Origin of the sequence: Kribbella monticola, from assembly GCF_003261635.1 — a bacterium.
Taxonomy (GTDB): Bacteria; Actinomycetota; Actinomycetes; order Propionibacteriales; family Kribbellaceae; genus Kribbella; species Kribbella monticola.
The window spans coordinates 74,542-94,384 of sequence record NZ_QFXK01000029.1; the positions used below are offsets into that span (position 1 = coordinate 74,542).

10 protein-coding genes are annotated in these 19,843 nt (G+C 68.4%); 3 read left to right on the forward strand and 7 right to left on the reverse strand.

All coding sequences use genetic code 11. The annotated features are described in order from the left end of the window. Window positions 1-10: 10 nt before the first annotated feature. From DIZ26_RS14195 to DIZ26_RS14225, 7 genes are all read right to left on the reverse strand, one after another. Window positions 11-685 carry a DUF4190 domain-containing protein gene (locus tag DIZ26_RS14195; RefSeq protein WP_112241343.1) on the reverse strand — a complete coding sequence of 225 codons (675 nt, stop codon included), beginning with the start codon at window positions 683-685 and terminating at the stop codon, window positions 11-13. A gap of 104 nt (window positions 686-789) precedes the next feature. After that, window positions 790-1,959 (reverse strand): DNA polymerase III subunit delta', encoded by a 1,170-nt coding sequence (locus DIZ26_RS14200; protein ID WP_112241345.1) that lies wholly within the window; start codon window positions 1,957-1,959, stop codon window positions 790-792. Beyond that, on the reverse strand, window positions 1,956-3,926 hold the full coding sequence (gene tmk, locus DIZ26_RS14205; protein WP_232828337.1) for a dTMP kinase: 1,971 nt from the start codon (window positions 3,924-3,926) through the stop codon (window positions 1,956-1,958). Before tmk ends, DIZ26_RS14200 begins: the two co-directional genes overlap by 4 nt. A gap of 182 nt (window positions 3,927-4,108) precedes the next feature. After that, entirely contained in the window at window positions 4,109-6,940 is a 2,832-nt protein-coding gene (locus DIZ26_RS14210; RefSeq protein WP_232828338.1) for a glycoside hydrolase family 2 TIM barrel-domain containing protein, read from the reverse strand. 816 nt (window positions 6,941-7,756) lie between these two features. Continuing rightward, a complete protein-coding gene (locus DIZ26_RS14215; RefSeq protein WP_112241349.1) occupies window positions 7,757-8,200 on the reverse strand; it encodes a Fur family transcriptional regulator in 444 nt (147 codons plus the stop codon). A gap of 16 nt (window positions 8,201-8,216) precedes the next feature. After that, a complete protein-coding gene (gene topA, locus DIZ26_RS14220) occupies window positions 8,217-10,946 on the reverse strand; it encodes a type I DNA topoisomerase (protein WP_112241351.1) in 2,730 nt (909 codons plus the stop codon). A 305-nt stretch (window positions 10,947-11,251) separates the two neighbouring features. After that, window positions 11,252-12,574, reverse strand: a complete 1,323-nt coding sequence (locus DIZ26_RS14225) for an alpha/beta hydrolase family protein (protein WP_157979710.1) — start codon at window positions 12,572-12,574, stop codon at window positions 11,252-11,254. A gap of 231 nt (window positions 12,575-12,805) precedes the next feature. Here DIZ26_RS14225 and DIZ26_RS14230 point away from each other — a divergent pair, with 231 nt between their 5' ends. From DIZ26_RS14230 to DIZ26_RS14240, 3 genes are all read left to right on the forward strand, one after another. After that, window positions 12,806-16,558 carry an NPCBM/NEW2 domain-containing protein gene (locus DIZ26_RS14230; protein ID WP_198676097.1) on the forward strand — a complete coding sequence of 1,251 codons (3,753 nt, stop codon included), beginning with the start codon at window positions 12,806-12,808 and terminating at the stop codon, window positions 16,556-16,558. A gap of 300 nt (window positions 16,559-16,858) precedes the next feature. Then, window positions 16,859-18,160, forward strand: a complete 1,302-nt coding sequence (locus DIZ26_RS14235; RefSeq protein ID WP_112241357.1) for a cytochrome P450 — start codon at window positions 16,859-16,861, stop codon at window positions 18,158-18,160. A gap of 114 nt (window positions 18,161-18,274) precedes the next feature. Next, window positions 18,275-19,834, forward strand: a complete 1,560-nt coding sequence (locus DIZ26_RS14240) for a GGDEF domain-containing protein (protein WP_198676099.1) — start codon at window positions 18,275-18,277, stop codon at window positions 19,832-19,834. Window positions 19,835-19,843 lie beyond the last annotated feature (9 nt).

Below are 19,843 nucleotides of genomic sequence, written 5' to 3' on the forward strand. Positions count from 1 at the left end.
CTGGCGATGATCAGCGCTGCGACCCGCGCATCGTACCGGTCAACCGCTCGCCGGGCTTGCCGACCAGGCACAGGACGTTGCCGTCAGCAACAGGATGATCCTCCAGCACCACGTAGTACATGTCCAGTTCCGATTGCACGTAAGGCTTTCCGATGAACTGCTGGAAGGACGACGCGCACGCCTGGGTGGCCGCGGTGCCCTTCTCGTCCGGGGGCAGCCCGGTCAGACCGGCCGACGCCTTCGCGAAGGCCTCGCCACTGTGCCCCGCGGCGCAGTCGGCGATGGTGACCAGTTTGAGCGTGGTGCCGGCGTCCAGGTCGGCGTCGAAGCACTTCCCGACCTTCAGCTGAGCGATCGGGACGGACCTTCCGATGCCCGCCTTGTGCTCGCCGTACAGACCGAGTGCGGCCGCGACGCCGATCGCGATCGCCCACCCGGCACAGATCGCCAGCGCGGCGACTCCGAGCTTCCGCCCGCGCGCCCCCGACTTCCGGATCCGGGCCAGGCCGACCAGAGCCAGGACGGCGCCGAGCGGCGCGGTCAGCCCGGGCAGACTGATCACGAACCCCGCCACGGCATACCCGTCCAGCTGCCGTTGCGCAGGCAGCGGTACGCCGGTCAGCCACGACTCCGCGGACGGCAGTTGCGTCCGGGCAGGCTGGATCGGGGTGGGTGGTTGGGTCATGCAGTTCCTTCACGAATGGCGCGTCAGCCGGTGATCCAGCCACCGCTGACATCGCCGCGACCGCCCACTTCGTTACAGCGGCGTCCGTCCCTCAGGCACGCATCTCACCCTTCGAACAAGGCGATCGTCATCGCCTCCAGTGCAAGCAGCGGCGCCACGTTCCCCTCGATCGCCTCCCGGCAGGCCGACAGCGCGTCGATCCTCCGAATCGTCTGCTCCGGGGTGGTCCGCTGGGCCAGTTGCTCGATGTTGCGGTGCAGTTCGGCGTTGATCAGCTCGGTGCCGGCGCCGGTCTGGAGCACCAGGACATCGCGGTAGAGCGCCATCAGATCGACCAGCGAGCGATCCAGCACGTCGCGTTCCCAGCGCTTGGCCCGGGCCTTCTGCTGATCCTCGAGTTCCTTGAGGGCCGCGGCCGTCTCCCGCGGCTTGGCGCCCTTGGTACCCATCCCGAGCGCCTGTTCCAGCTCGGCCCGCTCGCGTTCGTCCACCTTGGCCGCGCTCACCTTGGACTCCGCCTTGGCGGCATCGACCAACTGCTGGGCCAGGTTCAGGCAGGCGCCGATGTCGCGCAGCTCGAACGGGACCTCGAGCACCTTGTTCCGCCGGTCGCGGACCTCCTGGTCGCGAGCCAGCGCCCGGGCCCGGCCGATGTGGCCCTGCGCCGCGCGCGCCGCGAACCCGGCCAGCTCGGGCTCGACGCCGCCCTTCGTCGCGAGCATCTCGGCGATCGCGGCCACCGGCGGCGTCCGTAGTACGAGCAGGCGGCAGCGGGACCGGATCGTGGGTACGACGTCCTCGACGGTCGGTGCGCACAGCACCCATACCGTGCGGGGCGCCGGCTCCTCGATGCTCTTCAGCAAGGCGTCGGCGGCCTGCTCGGTGAGCCGGTCCGCGTCCTCGACCACCATCACCTGCCAGCCGCCCTGGGTCGGGCTCATGGCGGCCCGGCGGACCAGCTCTCGGATCTCGGAGACCCGGATCGACAGCAACTCGGTGCGGATCAGCGAGACGTCCGGGTGCGAACCGCTCATCGCAGTACGGCAGACGGCGCAGTCGCCACAGCCTTGGTCGGGGCATTGCAGGGCGGCTGCGAAGGCCCGGCCCGCATTCGAACGGCCGGAGCCTGGCGGGCCGGTGATCAACCAAGCGTGGGTCATGCCGTTGGTCGCGGTGCCGGTTTCGCCCCGCATCCGCGCGGCGGCGCCGTTGACGGCTCGCTGCAGTACGGCGACGGCGGGCTCCTGCCCGACCAGGTCGTCCCAAACAGTCATGGCTTCACCTTCGGCAGGATCGGCAGCAGGCGTTCCTGGATCTTCAGGGCGAGCTCCTCGCGGTCCAGCGTCGCGTCGAGGACCAGGTAGTGCTGCGGCTCGGCGGCCGCGAGCTCCAGGAAGGCAGCCCGGACGCGCTCGTGGAAGTCGGCCGACTGGGCCTCGATCCGGTCCCGCTCGGCGAACCGGCCGAGGCCGCTCTTCGGCGGCAGATCCAGCAGGATGGTCAGGTTCGGTCGCAGGTCGTCGGTGGCCCAGCGGTTCACCCGCTCGACGTCGGCGAGATCCAGGTCGCGGCCGGAACCTTGATAGGCCAGCGCGGAATCGACGTACCGGTCGGTGATGACGACGGCGCCGGTCTTGAGCGCGGGCCAGATCACCGAGTCGACGTGCTCGGCCTTGTCGGCGGCGTACAGCAGGGCTTCGGCCCGGTGCGAGATGTCGCCGGTCGCGGGGTCGAGCACGATCTGCCGCAGGGTCTTCCCGAGGTCCGTGGCCCCCGGCTCGCGGGTGAGCAGGACCTGCTGGCCTTGTTCCTCGAGCCATTTCACCAGGAGCGCCGCCTGGGTCGACTTGCCCGCGCCCTCGCCGCCTTCGAGCGCGATGAACAACCCGGTGGTCGGGTAGACGCCGGGCGTCTTGCCGAAGCTGCGCCGCAGGTCCCGCCAGAACGGTACGCCGGGGCGGTCGTCCATCTGCCGCCAGGCGACCAGCCCGATCACACTGGCCAGCACGGCCGCGATCAACATCGTCATCGACGCGCCGTTGTAGGTCACCGAACGGTCGCCGGGCAGGTTGACCGTGTTCCGCCCGATGGCCCCGGCGACGAAAGGCGCGACGGCGAGCGTCACCGCGAGCACGGTCCGGACGGCCGACTGGACGAACGCGAAGGTCCGGCCGCGAACGTTGTCCGGGACCTCCAGTCCGAGCAGCGTGTACCCGGACACCCAGGAGGCGCCCGCGCAGAACCCGAGCACGACCGCGATCATCGTGGCGATCTCGAGCTGCTGGATCAGCGCCAGCCCGGCCAGCCCGATCCCCGATCCGACCAGCCCGGCCGCGAACAGCCGGCGCCGGGACAACCCGGAGAACAGCCGTGGCGCGAACCCCATCCCGAGCGCCAGCCCACCGAACACCGCCCCGAAGAGCAACCCGTACCCTGGGTCGCCCGCGTCGAGATCCTCCACATAGGTCCGGCCGAGCCCGATCACGACCGCCCCGGCCGCGAAGGCGCCCGAGATCCCGACGACGAGGCCGCGAACGACCGGCGTACCGGTCACGTAGGACCAGCCTTCGACCATGGTGCGCCACAGCGTCGGGTGTTGCTCGTGCTCGTGACCCGGCGTCCGGCCGATCTCGGCGACCGACACGATCGCCAGCCCGGACACCACGAAGGTCGCCGCGTTCAGGTAGACGGCCAGGTCGATCGAGAAGTCACCGGCCCACCGCGTCACCAGGGTGATCGCCGTGAACAACGCCGCCGCCGGAAGCGCCGACCCGTACGTCGTGATCAGGCTCAGCTGGTTCGCGGCTTCCAGCCGGTGCCTGGGGATCAGGTTCGGCACGCTGGCGTCCTTCGCGGGACCCCAGATCAGGCTGACGATCTCGATCAGCACGGTCGCGATCAGCAGCCAGGTCAAGGTGCCGACGATCGGGATCGTGACGAAGAACGCGGCCCGGATCAGGTCGCCGAGGATCATCGTCCAGCGCCGGTCCAGCCGGTCCGCCACCCAGCCGGCCACCGGACCCATCACCAGGGCCGGCAGCACGCGCAGGAACAGCACCCCGCCGATCGCGAAGTTGGCCGCCTGGTAGTCGTCGCCCGCGAAAGCCTTCGCCATCGCCGTCAGCGCCAGCAACCCGATCCAGTCGCCCAGACTCGACAGTCCGAACGCGATCCACAGCCGCCGGAACGCCCGGATCCGCAACACCGCGCGCAGGTCATGCGCCGGTGCAGGGTCAGTCAACGGGTCATACACCTCCGGCACGCCCCAAACCCTATCCGGGCGCACCGACAACCACCGCACCCCGGCACACCGACTCTCCGCGGCGGCTCGCAGCCGCAGCAGCCGCCGCTGCCGGAAGCGGTGTGTCCGAGATCCCCAGCCGTGTCCGCCCCCAGGGAATCCTGGGGGCGGACCAGCTTCGCTCAGGCTCGCGTGAAGCGGAGCGACAGCGACGCCGGAGCGGTGTGGAGCTTGTACTTGTCCGGAAGAGCAGGACCGCAGGAGTTGGAGCCGATGCCAGCCTGAGCGAGGTCCAGCGTCACGTACGTCGTATCGCCGGCGACCAGATCGGGCGCGTGCGTCGCGTTCTCCAGGTCGGCCGTGGTCCAGTTGCGGACCGTGAGACCGAACAGGTCAGGCGCCGCCTCGATCCGGAGCGGACCGACAGTGGCCCAGCGGGTGTCGATCCGGTGACCGTTCTCCTGCGGACGCACGTACGGCGTCTGTAGGTCGGCCACGGTCGCCGAGTACTTACCGACTGCGGCTGCCGCACGCGTATCGACGTACGCCTCACCCGGCCCCGCACCGAACCACTCGACCTGCTCTACCTTCGGCAGCTCGAAGGTGATCGCCAGTCGCGGCAGTGTCGCCGGGAACTGGCCATCGGGCTGCACGGACAAGTCCAGCGCGACAGAGCCGTCCGGTGTGTGACTCCAGCGCCAGGTAGCGACCAGACCCCACTGCAGCGCGGGCGGCGCAGTACGGGTGACTACCTCCCAAGCACCGTCGTGCAGACCGGCCGACACCAAGCGGTGCTGGACCCGGTGGAGTCCTGCTTCCTTCCACGCGTCGACAACGCCAGGGATCGCGTCGTTGTCGGTCGGTGCGCGCCACACGTCCAGCCGAGCGTTCTGCAGTCCCAGTGAAGCTACTGCGATGCCGTTGACGCCCGCGGTGACGTCCTCACTCGCCGCCTCCGCACGAGCGTGCCGTGCCTCACCAGCAGCGCCACCCTCGGCAACAGAGCCGCCTGCATGCCGCGGCGCCACAGGCTGGTCGAGACGGACCTGGCCCCAGGCAACGCGGTGACCCGCGTCGGCCCACGCAGTACCGTCAGTCAGCTCGGCAGTGATCGTCAGCCACGTCTCGGGCTGTGTGGCGTCGACCGGCGGCAGTTCTACCTTGGCGGTCTCCCCTGGCGCGATCGGCGGCACGGTGATGACGCCCGAGCCGGTCCGCTCGCCCTGGACCTCGGTGACCACGCGGAACGTCAGGTGGCTCGTGTCGAGCACCTCGTACCGGTTGGTGATCGTGATGCCCGAGCTGTCACCGGTGATGACCAGGGGCTCGATCACTTTGGTGTACTCGATCATGCCGGGCGACGGCGTACGGTCCGGGAACAGCAGCCCGTCGCAGACGAAGTTGCCGTCGTGGATCGTCTCGCCGAAGTCACCGCCGTACGCGTAGAACTCCTTGCCGTCGCGCGTGGTGCGCAGCCCGTGGTCGATCCACTCCCAGATGAAGCCGCCCTGGCAACGCGGGTACTTCTCGAACAGCGCGCGGTAGTCCGACAGCCCACCCGGCCCGTTGCCCATCGCGTGCCCGTACTCGCACAAGATGAACGGCAGGCCGCGGTACGACGAGGTGTCCTCGCCGATCTTCGTGACGTCCTCCAGCGAGGTGTACATCTGGGAGTAGATGTCCACGAACTCCGCATGCGTGTCCCGCTCGTAGTGCACCGGGCGCGACGGGTCGCGGTCGTGCGCCCACTCGTACATGGCCTTGAGGTTGTCGCCCATGCCGCACTCGTTGCCGAGCGACCACAACACGATGCTCGGGTGATTCTTGTCGCGCTCGACCATCCGGCTCATCCGGGCGACCAGGTCGTCGCGCCAGCGCGGGTCCATCACCGGGTTGGGCAGGTCCGGCGGCTCGGGCTCGTACCCGAACCCGTGCGTCTCCAGGTCGCATTCGTCCACGACGTACAGGCCGTACTGGTCGCACAGGTCGAGGAAGTGCGGGTGTGGCGGGTAGTGGCTGGTCCGTACGGCGTTGATTCCGGCCCGCTTCATCAGCAGTACGTCGTCGAGCATGTCCTGCTCGGTCAGCGCGCGACCGCGGTCCGGATGGAACTCGTGCCGGTTGACACCGTTGAACAGCACCCGATTGCCGTTCACGGTCAGGACGCCGTCGGCGATCTCGATGGTGCGGAACCCGATCTTGAGGCGCACCTCGCCGGCCGCGGTTCGCAGTACGGCGTCGTACAAGCGTGGGCTCTCGGCGCTCCACGGCTCGACACTCGGGACGGGCGTCTCGAAGCCGGTGGGGAACTCCAGGCCGAGCTCCTCGACGACGACCGTGCCCGGCACGTCGGAATCGACCTTCAAGGTGCCACTGCCATCGGCGTACGACGCGTGCACGAACACGTCCGTCGGCGCTTCGGGCTTGAGGGCGAGCAGGTTCACCTCGCGGAAGATGCCGGACAGCCACCACATGTCCTGGTCCTCGAGGTAGCTGCCCGCCGACCACTGGTGCACCCGGACGACGATCTTCGCACTGTTGCCCGGGGCAACTTTGCCGGTGAGGTCGAACTCGGTCGGCAGCCGGCTGCCCGACGACCAGCCGACCAGGTCACCGTCGACGTACACGGCGAACCGCGAGTCGACCCCCTCGAACCGCAGCACGATCCGCGACCCGTCCCAGCCGGCCGGCACCTCGACCGTGCGGGCGTAATCCCCGGTCGGGTTCGCCGTCGGCACGAACGGCGGCTCGAGCGGGAACGGATAGACGACATTCGTGTACGCCGGTTCGCCGTACCCGCTGAGCTGCCAGTGCCCCGGCACGCTGATCGTGTCCCAGGACGAGGTGTCCGGGTCCTTCAGGTCGTCCGGCGCGTCCGCAACACTCGGCGACAACCGGAAGCTCCAGTCCCCCGTCAGCGAGATCCGCTCGGCATCGTCGTCCAGCCAGGCCCGCGGCGGCAACACGTTCGCGGCAGCCGCGAAGTCTTCGACATAGCTGTGGTCATAGGTCACAGGTAACGACCCTAAGCCCCAGCTGCTCACAATTCCACACCGATGAACAGATATGGACAGCTCGTACTACGACCACCCGCGCACACTCCTGCGTCGCGCGCTCCCTCCCACCCAGGCTTGCGCCCGCCGGAGCTACGCCCCTCATCCACGCCGCTGACGCGGAACTATTTCGCTGGCGCGGGCTTCTCCGCTGACGCGGGCTTCTCCGCTGCCGCGGAGCTCTCTTGCTGGCGCGGGCTTCTCCGCTGCCGCGGAGTTCTTTCGCTGGCACGAGGCGTCTCCGCTCACGAGGGCTTCTCCACTGACGCGCTACGTACGGCGGCGAAGCCGCAGCAGTGCGCAGCACGAGCCAAGGACGGCGGCAAAGCCGCAGGACGCGTAGCGCGACAGCAGCGCGCGTAGCGCCGGGTGAGCGGCGCAGCCGCACCGCGCGTAGCGGCAGGTAAGCGGCGCAGCCGCACCGCGCGTAGTGCTAGACAAGGACGGCGTGAAGCCGCAGTACCGCGCGTAGCGCCTACGGCGGCAGCCGCAGACCCCGAAGCGCGACAGCAGCCGGCGTAGCGCCGGGTGAGCGGCGCAACTGCAGGACGCGTAGCGCGATAGCAGGACGCGTAGCGCCGGGTGAGCGGCGCAGCCGCAGCACCGCGTAGCGCCAGGTAAGCGACGCAGCCGCAGCACCGCGTAGCGCCAGGTAAGCGACGCAGCCGCAGCACCGCGTAGCGCCGGGTGAGCGGCGTAGCCGCGGTGGGCGCAAGCCTGGGTGGGTGGGAGCGAGCGAGCGACGGAGGAGCTCGCGCGGGCTACTCGCAGTACGTCCTAAACCGAACAGTCCGCACAAACCCCGATGAGGGCTACCTGTTCGGGCGCCAGGTGGAAGCCCAGTTCGCGGAGGAGTTTGCGGCGGGCGGGGTCGAGGATGTCGCCGGCTACGTCGAGGACCTTGCCGCATTCGCTGCAGCGCAGGTGGAGGTGCCTCGGCGCGAGGTCGCCGGCCAAGTGGTACGTCGTGCCGGCGCGCCCCAGGTGCACATGTGTCACCAGGCCGAACTCGCCCAGCGCGTCGAGCGCCCGATAGACCGTGGCCCGGTGGATCCCGGGACGGAGCTGTTCGGCTCGTTCGCCGATCTGCTCCGCGCTCAGGTGTTCCTCGGTGTTGGCCAGTACCTCGACGACCGCGAGCCGGGCCGGGGTGACTCGCTCACCGCGATCCCGGAGGCGTTGCGCGGTGACGTCGACCGGGCTCTTCGAAACAGTCGCCATGCCTCAGTCTGACCTATCAGGACTTCTCGGCGGCAGCCTTCTTCGCGGTCGCCTTCTTCGCCGTCGTCTTCTTGGCGGCCGTCTTCTTGGCCGTCGTCTTCTTCGCCGCGGTCTTCTTCGCAGCAGTCTTCTTGGTCGTGGTCTTCTTCGCCGCCGCCTTCTTCGCGGTCTTCTTCACCGGCCCACGGGCCCGCTTGTCGGCGAGCAGTTCGGCAGCACGCAGCAGCGAGATCGTGTCGACCGAGTCGTCCTTGCGCAGTGTCGCGTTCGTCTCGCCATCGGTGACGTACGGACCGAAGCGGCCCTCCTTCACCACGACCGGCTGACCGGAGGCCGGGTCCTCACCCAGTTCCTTCAGCGGCGGCGCGGCGGCGCGGCGACCGCGCTGCTTCGGCTCGGAGTAGATCTTCAGCGCTTCGTCGAGGGTGATGTCGAACATCTGATCCTCGGTCTGCAGCGACCGCGAGTCCGTGCCCTTCTTCAGGTACGGCCCGTAGCGCCCGTTCTGCGCGGTGATCTCCTCACCGGACTCAGGGTCCTTGCCGACCACGCGCGGCAGCGACAGCAGCTTCAGCGCGTCGTCCAGCGTGACGCTGTCCAGCGACATCGACTTGAGCAGCGATCCCGTCCGCGGCTTGGCGCTCTTCGGCGCGTCCTCGGGCAGTACCTCGGTCACGTAAGGCCCGAAGCGCCCAGCCTTCGCGACGACCTTCAGTCCCGTGTCCGGCGTCTTGCCGAGCTCCAGTTCGACACCCGACGGCTGGCTGAGCAGTTCCTTCGCGCGCTCGACGGTCAGTTCGTCCGGCGGCAGGTCCTCGGGCACGTTCGCCCGGGTCTCGTCGGCACCTTCGACGTACGGTCCGTACCGGCCGACGCGGACGACGATCCCGCTGTCCGGCGGACCGACCGGGAACGTCGACATCTCCCTGGCATCGATGTCACCCAGATCACTCACCATCGACTGCAGGCCTTCGATGCCGTCGTCGCCGAAGTAGAACCGGCCGAGCACCCCTTCGCGCTGCAGGTTTCCGGCGGCGACGTCGTCCAGCACGTCCTCCATCGAGGCAGTGAACGCGTAGTCGACCAGCCGGGTGAAGTGCTGCTCCAGCAGCCGTACGACGGCAAAGGCCAGCCACGCCGGTACCAGCGCGTTGCCCTTCTTGTACACGTACCCGCGCGCCTGGATCGTGCCCAGGATCGACGCGTACGTCGACGGCCGGCCGATCTCGCGCTCTTCCAGCTGCGCGATCAGCGTCGCTTCGGTGAAGCGGGCCGGCGGCTTCGTCTCGTGTCCCGACGCGAGCACCTCGGTCGCGGGCAGGACGTCGCCCTCGGACACGTCGGGGATCTGCGTCTCCCGGTCGTCGGTCTCGGCAGACGGGTCGTCCGCGCCCTCGACGTACGCCTTCAGGAAGCCGTGGAAGGTGATCACGCGACCCGACGAGGTGAACTCGCAGTTCTCCCCGGACGACGCCTTCGCGTCGATCTTGATGGAGACGCTGTTACCGGCCGCGTCCTTCATCTGCGACGCGATCGTGCGCATCCAGATCAGCTCGTAGAGCCGGTACTCCGCGCCCGAAAGCCCGGTCTGCGCAGGGGTCTGGAACACCTCGCCGGCCGGGCGGATCGCCTCGTGCGCCTCCTGCGCGTTCTTCACCTTGGAGGTGTAGACGCGCGGCTTGTCCGGCAGGTACGACGCGCCGTACAGCTCGCGGACCTGGGCCCGTGCCGCGGTGATCGCGGTGTCGGACAGCGTCACCGAGTCGGTACGCATATAGGTGATGTTGCCGTTCTCGTACAGCCGCTGCGCGATCTGCATCGTCTGCGAGGCGGACATGTTCAGCTTGCGCCCGGCCTCCTGCTGCAGCGTGGTGGTCCGGAACGGCGCGTACGGCTTGCGGGTGTACGGCTTGGACTCGATCGATCGGACCGTGAACTGGGAGTTCTCCAGCGCGGCGGCCAGCGCGGTTGCCGTGGCCTGATCCAGGTGAACCGTGTTGCCGCTCTTCAGCTCACCGGTCGAGGCGAAGTCACGCCCCTGCGCCACGCGCTTGCTGTCCACCGAGACCAGCCGCGACGGGAACAGCCGGGGCGTCTTACCCTCACCGGCGTCGAGCGTGGCGTCCAGGTCCCAGTACGACGCGCTGCGGAACGCGATCCGCTCGCGCTCACGGTCGACCACCATCCGGATCGCGACCGACTGGACCCGGCCCGCCGAGAGCTTCGGCATGACCTTCTTCCACAGCACCGGGCTGACCTCGTAGCCGTACAGCCGGTCCAGGATCCGCCGGGCCTCCTGGGCGTCGACCAGCGCGTCGTTGATGTCCCGCGCGCTGCCGACCGCGTCCTGGATCGCCTTCGGCGTGATCTCGTGGAAGACCATCCGCTTGACCGGGATCTTCGGCTTCAGCTCGTCCAGCAGGTGCCACGCGATGGCCTCGCCCTCGCGGTCCTCATCGGTGGCGAGGTAGAGCTCGTCGGCGTCCTTGAGGAGATCCTTCAGTTTGCGGATCTGCTGCTTCTTGTCCGCCGGTACGACGTACAGCGGGTCGAAGTGGTCCTCGATGTTCACCCCGAGCCGTGCCCAGGGCAGCCCCTTGTACTTCGCCGGGATCTCGTCCGCGCCCTTGGGCAGGTCCCTGATGTGGCCGAAACTCGACTCCACCACGTACCCGGACCCCAGGAAACCGGCGATCATCCGCGCCTTCTTCGGCGACTCGACAATCACCAGACGTCGACTGGTCACTTCCTTGGTACCGGATACCCCTGCCACTGCGCTCCTAGCTCTTGCCACTCGTCTCACGCCCACAACGCCTACGGCCGGACGACTGTTCCCCCGTGACTCCACCGACCCGTTCGAGGACAGAGTACGGCCGACAGCAACGCATTTCTCAACGCACGGTAACCGCTCGGGGCGTCCCGGACCTCATCAGCGTTCCAGAAAGTGGCCGCAGAACGCGCCTGCCGCGCGTCGGACGAGACCGACGGCACACCCCGGATCGATTGCTCCGGCTGCCCCGACAGTACGCCGTACCGCAACCCGGCCGCCGCTCAGCGGGCGAACCGGACCTCCGGATACGCCGGCGACTCCTTGCGCAGGAGGGCTTGCGGACGGTGCACGAGGAACTGGTCGAAGAACGCGGCCAGGTACGCGCGTTGCGCCGCGACACTGCGGTCGGGATCGATGGTGCCGACGCGCAGCTCGATCGAGTCGTCGACGATCGAGCTGTCGCCGAAGATCTTCGGCAGCAGTTGCGGATAGACGACCTGGAAGTCCGAGAAGGACTGGTTCAGCGCGCCGGGCAGTTGCAGGTTGAGCTTCCAGCCCCGCTGCGCCTTCCAGAACGCGGCCCACGACTTGTCGTAGTACGCGGACTTCGGGTCCGATCGCTGGCTGGTGTCCGAGCCGAACAGCAGGAACGGCCGGTCGAGTCCCTGGCGGGCGACCTTGCCCAGCGGACCGTCGTCGAAGTTGTACTGCAGCATCCCGTCGAGGTCGGCACCGGCTTCGATCCGCCGGTCGGCGAGCATCGCCTCGGCGGTGGTGAAGCCGCCGGCCGCGAAACCGAACATGCCGACCTTGTGCAGGTCGAGCGCGGTCCGCAGGCCGAACGGCAGAGCCCGCCGCTCGGCGTCCGGATTGAGGCCGTAGGAGAGCAGGGTGAGCTGGTCCAGGACGAAGCGGACGTCAGCCGTCCTGGTCGCGATCGCCGCCTGGTACGCCGGTACGTCGGGCTCGTCCTCCAGTCCTGGGACGAACCGGCCGCCCGGGAACGTCACCGGGCCTTCATGGGTGTGGTCGATCGTCACGACCAGGTAGCCGCGGCTGGCGAGATCCTCTGACTGAGCCGTGTTGAGCAGCCGGCTGAACCCGTAGGCCGGCGAGAACAGCACGATCGGGTGCTTGCCGGGCTCGACCGCTACTCCGATCCGTCCGTGCGTCCGGCTGTTCGCGTAGTCGAAGGTCCCCTCCGGGAGCCCGGCCCAGACCCAGGGCGCCTGGACGGCATCTGCGGTCTTGACGGGCATGTACTTCGCTACCGGGCCCTCGTCGTCGTCCCCGGCCGGGTACCAGATGCCGACCATCAGTTCACGCTTCCGGCCAGGCGCGGTCGGGTCGGTGCGCCGGTGGTCGACGAGGTGCAATTCGGTGGTGCCGACGTCGTACCGTCCGGTCGGCGGCGGCAGCTTCACCTTGGCCGGCTTGACCTGCGGTTCGTCGGCCCCACCCGAGGCAGTCGCCCGTACTGCGGGCTGCCCGCCGCGCTCCGGGTCGCGCGGCGCTGCCTGGGCGAGGGTGGGAACAGACAACAGCGCGCTAGCCGCCAGCCCCGCGACCACGGCCCGGCGGCTGAAAAGTTGATTGTTCGCCATGCGAATCATCGTCACCGGACCGATCGCGGCGTGGGCCCACCGTGTGATGGAGACCTGATCTCAACTTCGTGACAGTGACAACTGCGGGGCCGCTGGGTGCCGACCTAGTGACAAAGGTCGGCCGGGTGAGCTATCAATAGCGCAATCCTGTTCATAGATGCGTGAAGTGAGGCACTCGTGAGCATCTTTCTTCGCTTTAAACGTTCATCACACTCGGTTAAACGTTCAGTAGTGCTGACCGGTACCGCAGTGGCTCTGGTCGCGGGTGCCCTGGTTGCCGGCGGCGCTCCGGCCACGGCACAGACCACGGCCGGCGGCGTCCCGGCCTCGGCGCGAACCGCCGCCGGGGACACCTCGCTCGGCGCGGTGACCGGCTTCGCCGCCGACGCCTCGACGTACACGTTCAGCGCCGGGACCGCGAAGGTCCGGGTCGCGTTCCTCAAGGACGACGTGTTCCGGCTTTGGCTCGCGCCCGACGGCACGTTCACCGATCCCGCGAACACCCCACCGACCGAACCGGGCGCGCCGGCGTCGAACATCGTCGTCAAAACCGACTACGCGAAGCCGAAGACCACCTGGCGTGACCTCGGCAGCTACTACTCGCTGAAGACCGGCGCGATCGAAGTACGGGCGAACAAGTCGCCGCTGCGCTTCTCGCTCTACCGCTCGAACGGTCAGCTGGTCTGGGCCGAGACCGCGCCGTTGTCGTGGAACGACACCTCGACGACCCAGTCACTCGGCCGCGGCGCGAACGAGCAGTTCTTCGGCGGCGGTATGCAGAACGGCAGGTTCTCCCACCGCGACCAGACCATCGCGGTCGCGCGCGACTTCAACTGGGAGGACGGCGGCAACCCGAACGCCTCGCCCTACTACATGAGCACCGCGGGCTACGGCGTACTCCGGAACACCTTCTCGCCGGGTAGCTACACCTTCACCGACCCTGTCGTCACCACGCACGACGAGAAGCGGTTCGACGCGTACTACTTCGTCGGTGACCTCAAGACGTCGCTGGACCGCTACACCGAGCTCACCGGCCGGCCCTTCATGCCGCCGATCTACGGACTCGAGTACGGCGACTCCGACTGCTACAACCGCGGCCACTACGGCACGGACCCGGACCCGAGCAACGACTGGAAGGTCAACCCGGAGAAGGTCACCACGCTCGACGCGGTGAAAGTCGCCCAGAAGTTCCGGGACAACGACATGCCCGGCGGCTGGATGCTCGTCAACGACGACTACGGCTGCGGGTACTCCGCTACCACCGACTCCGAGCAGGTCGACGGCACCTGGTGGGGCAAGCGAGACATCCCCGCGCTCAAGGAGACCGGCGACGAGCTGCGCAAGCGGAACATCCAGATGGGCCTGTGGACCCAGTCGTCACTCGACCGGCAGCCGGCCGAGGTGCGCGATGCCGGAGTACGCGTGCGCAAGCTGGACGTCGCCTGGGTGGGCCCGGGCTACCGCTATGCACTGAGCGCCTGCGACACCGCACACGACGGCATCGAGCAGTACAGCAACGCCCGTGGGTACGCCTGGATGGTCGAAGGCTGGGCGGGTGCGCAGCGGTGCGCAGTGCAGTGGACCGGTGACCACAGCGGTTCGCTGGACGCGATCAAGTGGCAGATCCCCGCGATCACCGGCTCCGGCAACTCCGGCATCGCCTACAGCGCGGGCGATGTGGACGGCATCTTCGGTGGTTCGCCGACCAGCTACACGCGCGACCTGCAGTGGAAGGTGTTCAACCCGGCCTTCATGACGATGTCCGGCTGGGCCACCCCCGCGTTCAAGCAGCCGTGGACCTACGGCGAGCCCTACACCTCGATCAACCGCAAGTACCTCAAGCTGCGCGAGCGCCTGCTGCCCTACTTCTACTCGTACGCCGCCGAGGCACACCGCACCGGCTCCCCGCTGGTCCGCTCGCTGGTCCTGGAGTACCCGAACGACCCGAACACCTGGGGCGACGCCGCGAAGTACGAATTCCTGGCAGGTAAGGAGTTCCTGGTCGCGCCGTCGTGGAGTGCCGACGAGGTGAAGAGCGGGATCTACCTGCCCAAGGGCAACTGGGTCGACTACTGGACCGGCAAGGTCTACCAGGGTCCGACCACGGTGAACGGCTACCACGCACCACTCGACACACTGCCGCTGTTCGTCAAGGCAGGCGCCGTCGTACCGATGTGGAAGAGCGGCATCAACTCGGCCGCCGAGCAGGGCTTCGCGGACCGGCTCACTGTCGACATCTACCCGCAGGGCAAGTCGTCGTTCTCGCTCTACGAGGACGACCGCGTCACCCGCGACTACAAGCAGGCGAAGTCCGCCACGCAGAAAGTGGAGGTCACCGCACCCACCGCCGATCGCGGCGACGTCACCGTCAAGATCGGCAGCAGCGTTGGTTCGTACGCCGGTAAGCCCACCAGCCGCCCATACGAGCTGACCGTCCACACCGGTACTGCGCCTCGCGCGGTCTCGGTCGACAACAAGAGCCTCACCAAGCTGGTCAGCAAGAACGCGTACCTCGCGGCCTCGACCGGCTGGTACTACGAGAACGGCGTAGTACTCGTGAAGACCGCAGCGATCTCGACGGCACGTTCTGCCACCGTCCTGCTGGCCGGAACCACTTCGGTCGGCGGCGGCAAGAACGTGTCCGACACCTTCGGTACTCCGGAGCTCAGCACTCCCTCACTGTGGAACGCACCCGGCCAGGCGACCGAGGTGACGGCCACTTTCCACAACGCCGGTACGACGACGATGCGCGACGTACGGCTGGCACTGGACCTTCCGGCCGGCTGGACGGCTACCGGCTCGAACACCTTCGCCACTGTCGATCCCGGGAAGACTGTCACCACCAAGCTCCAGGTGACTCCCGGTGCGGACGTGAAGCCGGCGAGCTTCACGCTGCGGCTCAACGCTACCTACCTGGCACACGGCGTCTCGTATACAAACAGTGCGGTGGCGACGGCACAGTTGCCGTACGCATCGTTGTCGCAGGCAGCGACCGTGGTCGGCGTGAGTGACGCGACGACCTATGCACAGGGCAACTTCGACGGCTCCGGCGACAGCTTCAACGGCGAAGCACTCGCGGCGGCCGGCTACACACCAGGCGCCAAGGTCACAGTGCAGGGCGCCGAGTTCACCTGGCCCACGGGTGCGCCCGGGACGCCGAACGTGGTGAAGAACCAGACCGCGCCGATCCTGGTGTCGGGTACCGGCTCCCACCTCGCGCTACTCGGGGCCGGAGCCAGCCTGAACGCCAAGGGCAGCGTGACCGTCATCTACACCGACGGGACCGAGTCGCAGTCCACACTGCAACTGCCGAACTGGTGCTGTCAGGACCCGACGACCGGCGGCGCTGCTCTCGCCGTCTCGGTCAAGGGCCGCTACACACCGTCCGGTCTGGGCAACACGACTACCGACTACCGCGTCTTCTACAGCGCAGTACCGCTGACCCCAGGTAAGACAGTGAAGGCGATCAAGTTGCCCGGTGGCGGTCTCGGGTTCTTCGCGGCCACCATCGCCGACAAGCCCTTGCCGCCGGCACCGACCGGAGAACCGTGGGTCAGCGACCTGGAGTTCCTCGACTCGACGAACGGGTGGGGACCGGTCGAGCGCGACCACAGCAACGGCGAGGACGCGGCCGGCGACGGCGGGCCGATCACGCTCGACGGTACGCAGTACGCGAAGGGGCTCGGCACCCACGCGCCGTCCTCGGTGAGTGTCCGGCTCGGCGGCAACTGCTCCACCTTCACCGCCAAGGTCGGTGTCGACGACGAGATGGAGGACCGCGGCAAGGTCAGCTTCAAGGTCGCGGTCGACGGCGTGACGAAGTACACATCGGATCTGCTCACCGGTTCCTCGCCCACCGTAGGAGTTTCGGTCGACGTCAGCGGTGGGCAGACCCTCACCCTGCAGGTCACCGATGCCGGTGACGGTGTCACCAGCGACCACGCCGACTGGGCAGAGGCGAAGCTGACTTGCAAAAACCCCTGAGTCTGACCCGCAAGTCCGGCTGACGCATCCGACTTTCGGCTGGTTCTGCCCTGAGATCCCCCGGAACCCACCTGCTCGCCGTCCCAGGGGACGGTACAGGTGGGTTCCGGTGGCATCCCGGCCCTCCGACATGACAAGGTCTGACTGGCACGACGGCGAAACCATGGCCCCCTCCCATGGTGGTGCCAACGCCACTACACAAGTAGTGCCAACACCATCAGAACTGGTCCGCGGAAGAGCTAGCTTCGGAGTATCCGAAAGCCGTCGGGGGCAGCACGTCAGAGAGGGCGCGTGGGAGTCATGGTTGCGACATACCTGAAGAGATGGGTCGGCAGCCGGGTACTGAGCAGAACCACCCGCAAAGGTGGTCTCAACCTGTCCAAGATGCGGGTGTTCCCGCGCCAGGTCTCGATGCCGTTGCGGCGCAACGGCCTGGACCCGGTGCCGGAGCTCGGCGCGATCCGCGAGGTCGAGCCGGTGCACAAGCTCGCCAACCTGTTCGGCCTGAACGTCTGGGTGGTCAGCGGCCACGCCGAGGCGAAGGCCGTGCTGGCCGACAGCGAGAACTTCAGCAACGACATCCGGCCGCTGGTCGGTTCGGACCCGAACAAGCCGTCCGAGGGGATCGGCGGCCTGGGGTTCACCGATCCGCCGGACCACACCCGGCTGCGCAAGCTGCTCACGCCCGAGTTCACCAAGCGCCGGCTGGCCCGGCTGGAACCGGCGATCGAGAAGATCGTCAACGACCAGCTGGATCTGATGGAGGCCAAGGGCCCGGTCGCCGACATCGTCGCCGACTTCGCCTTCAACGTGCCGTTCCTGCTGATCGCCGACCTGCTCGGCGTCGAGGAGTCCGACCGCGACCGCTTCCGGGCCCTCGGTCCGGCCCGGTTCGACCTGTCCGGCGGCGGGATCGGCGTGTTCGGCTCGGCGAGTGAGTCGCGGGATTTCCTGTTCGAGATCGTCCGCAAGCAGCGCAAGGATCCGGGCGACGGCCTGATCGGCTCGATCATCCGCGAGCACGGCGACACCATCGACGACATCGAGCTCGGCGGACTCGCCGACGGGGTGTTCCTCGGCGGGTACGAGACCTCGGCCTCCATGCTCGCCCTCGGCACGCTGGTGCTGCTGCGCGACCCGGAGAACTTCGCCCGGATCAGGAACGAGCCCGGCGCGGTCGACGCGATCGTCGAGGAGCTGCTGCGGTACCTCACCGTCGTCCAGGTCGCCTTCCCCCGGTTTGCCCGGCACGACCAGGAACTGTTCGGCCACCAGGCGAAGAAGGGCGACCTGGTCGCCGTGTCACTGTCGGGCGCCGATCGGGACAAGGCCGTCTTCGGCCCCGACGCGGAGGACTTCTGGCCGCAACGGGCCCCTGCGGCTCACCTCGCCTTCGGTCACGGCATGCATCGCTGCGTCGGTGCCGAGCTGGCGAGGATGGAGCTGCGGGCGGCCTTCACAGCGCTCGCCCACCGGTTCCCGGACCTGTCGCTGGCGGTGGCCGAGGAGCAGTTGCGGTTCCGCGACTTCTCCATCGTCTACGGCGTCGAGTCGCTGCCGGTCCAGCTGCACGCCACCGAGTCCCAGCAGGTCGCAGGCTGACCCCGGAGCCGGCTCTCATTTGCCGCCGTGACGACAAGGTCGTGACAGCGAGCCCCCACGCGGACACAATGGGCGGTCCGACCCGAACAAACGGGTGACCTCCGAGGGGACCAGATGGCGATGAGCGGGGGCCGGCTCACGGAACGGATTGCCGCCGCGATGACCCTGGCGCAATCCGGCGGTCACGTCACGGCCGCTGCCGAACTCAAGGCGATCCGCGCCGAGCTCGGCAACGAACCCAGCTACGAGCTCGCCGCCGCGGAGTACGTGCGCGGTGTGACCGCTCATCACGCCTGCGATGCCGACGAGGCCCTGGCCGCGGTGGAGGCGTGTCTGACCGTCGGCCGGGCGATCGAGGAGCCTGGCTGGGAAGCGAACGCGCTGCCCATCCGGATCATCACGCTGGCTCGTAGCGGGCGCAGTGGCGACACTATCAGCGACCTGGTCAGCGCGGAGCACGCCCTCGAACGGACCACCGATGCGGGACTGGCCGCCTGGGCGCACACCGGCATCGGCTACGCGTACGACGTACTGCGGATGTTCGAGTTGTGTGTACCGCATTACGAGCTCGCGGCCGCATCGGACGCCGATGTGCTGGAGCTGGCCGAGGTTCCGGCGATCGACCGGTTGAATCTGTCGGAGACCCATCTGCGCTGGGCCCATGAGCTGGAGCGGCTCGGCGATCCGGCGTACGAGACGGAGATCCAGGAACGGCTGGCCTCGGCGGAGTACTGGGCCAAGGAAGCCGAGCAGGTGATCGTCGACGACGAGAGCCAGGAGTACTGGCGGTTGAGCGCGCGGCTGTGGCTTGCGGCTGCCCGGACGGCGGCGGATCCCGCCCGCGCCGTCGCGGACCTCGAGGACTGCCGCGACGAGATCGGCAAGCTCGGCGAGACCGAGCGGCTCGCGATCGCCGGGGCCTACCTGGCCAGGGGACTGGCCGCGCAGGGCCGGATCGAGGCGGCGACCGCCGCGGCCGATCGAGCCCTGGAAGACCTGATTCCGCTGGCCGATCCGGCGACGGTGATGCTCGTGCTGCAGACCAGGTCGGAGCTTGCCGCCCGCACCGGAGAGTTCGGTGCGGTCAAGGGCCTCGCCTATGCGCGATCGGTCGCCCGCGGCTGGTGGAAGGAACGCCAGCGCGCGGTGAACGCCGTACGGCGTGCGCTCGAGACGCACGATCTGCCGGCCCGCCACGACGCGGAATGGCATGCCGCCCGGCAGGATCCGCTCACCGGCATCGGGAACCGGCGGGCCTTGGACGAGCGGCTCACTCAAGCCCGGGATTCGGGCCGCGCGGTGACGCTGCTGGCGATCGACGTCGACGACCTGAAGGTCGTCAACGACACCCACGGGCATGCTTGCGGTGACGAACTGCTGCAGGTTGTTGCAGATCTGCTGGTAGAACAGGCGCGAGCCACCGATGCCGTGATTCGATCGGGAGGGGACGAGTTCTTCGTCGTACTGGACCAGCCGGACGCGAAGGGCGGCGCCCTGCTCGCGCAGCGGATCCGGTCCGCGGTGGGCACCGTCGCGGCGACGACCTCGAAGCCCTGGCTCAGCCGGCTGAGCCTGAGCATCGGATATGCCGCGACCGCTGAAGGAGTGCCGGTGGAGCTACTGATCCAGGTCGCGGACAGCCGGTTGTACGAGGACAAGCGTCGCTCGCGGTGAGCGTGCCAA

What these genes read in the sequence shown, in the direction of transcription:
- DIZ26_RS14195 (WP_112241343.1), bottom strand. Translation starts at nt 685, where the DNA reads ATGACCCAACCACCCACCCCGATCCAGCCTGCCCGGACGCAACTGCCG.
- DIZ26_RS14200 (WP_112241345.1), bottom strand. Translation starts at nt 1,959, where the DNA reads ATGACTGTTTGGGACGACCTGGTCGGGCAGGAGCCCGCCGTCGCCGTA.
- DIZ26_RS14215 (WP_112241349.1), bottom strand. Translation starts at nt 8,200, where the DNA reads ATGGCGACTGTTTCGAAGAGCCCGGTCGACGTCACCGCGCAACGCCTC.
- DIZ26_RS14225 (WP_157979710.1), bottom strand. Translation starts at nt 12,574, where the DNA reads ATGGCGAACAATCAACTTTTCAGCCGCCGGGCCGTGGTCGCGGGGCTG.
- DIZ26_RS14235 (WP_112241357.1), top strand. Translation starts at nt 16,859, where the DNA reads ATGGTTGCGACATACCTGAAGAGATGGGTCGGCAGCCGGGTACTGAGC.
- DIZ26_RS14240 (WP_198676099.1), top strand. Translation starts at nt 18,275, where the DNA reads ATGGCGATGAGCGGGGGCCGGCTCACGGAACGGATTGCCGCCGCGATG.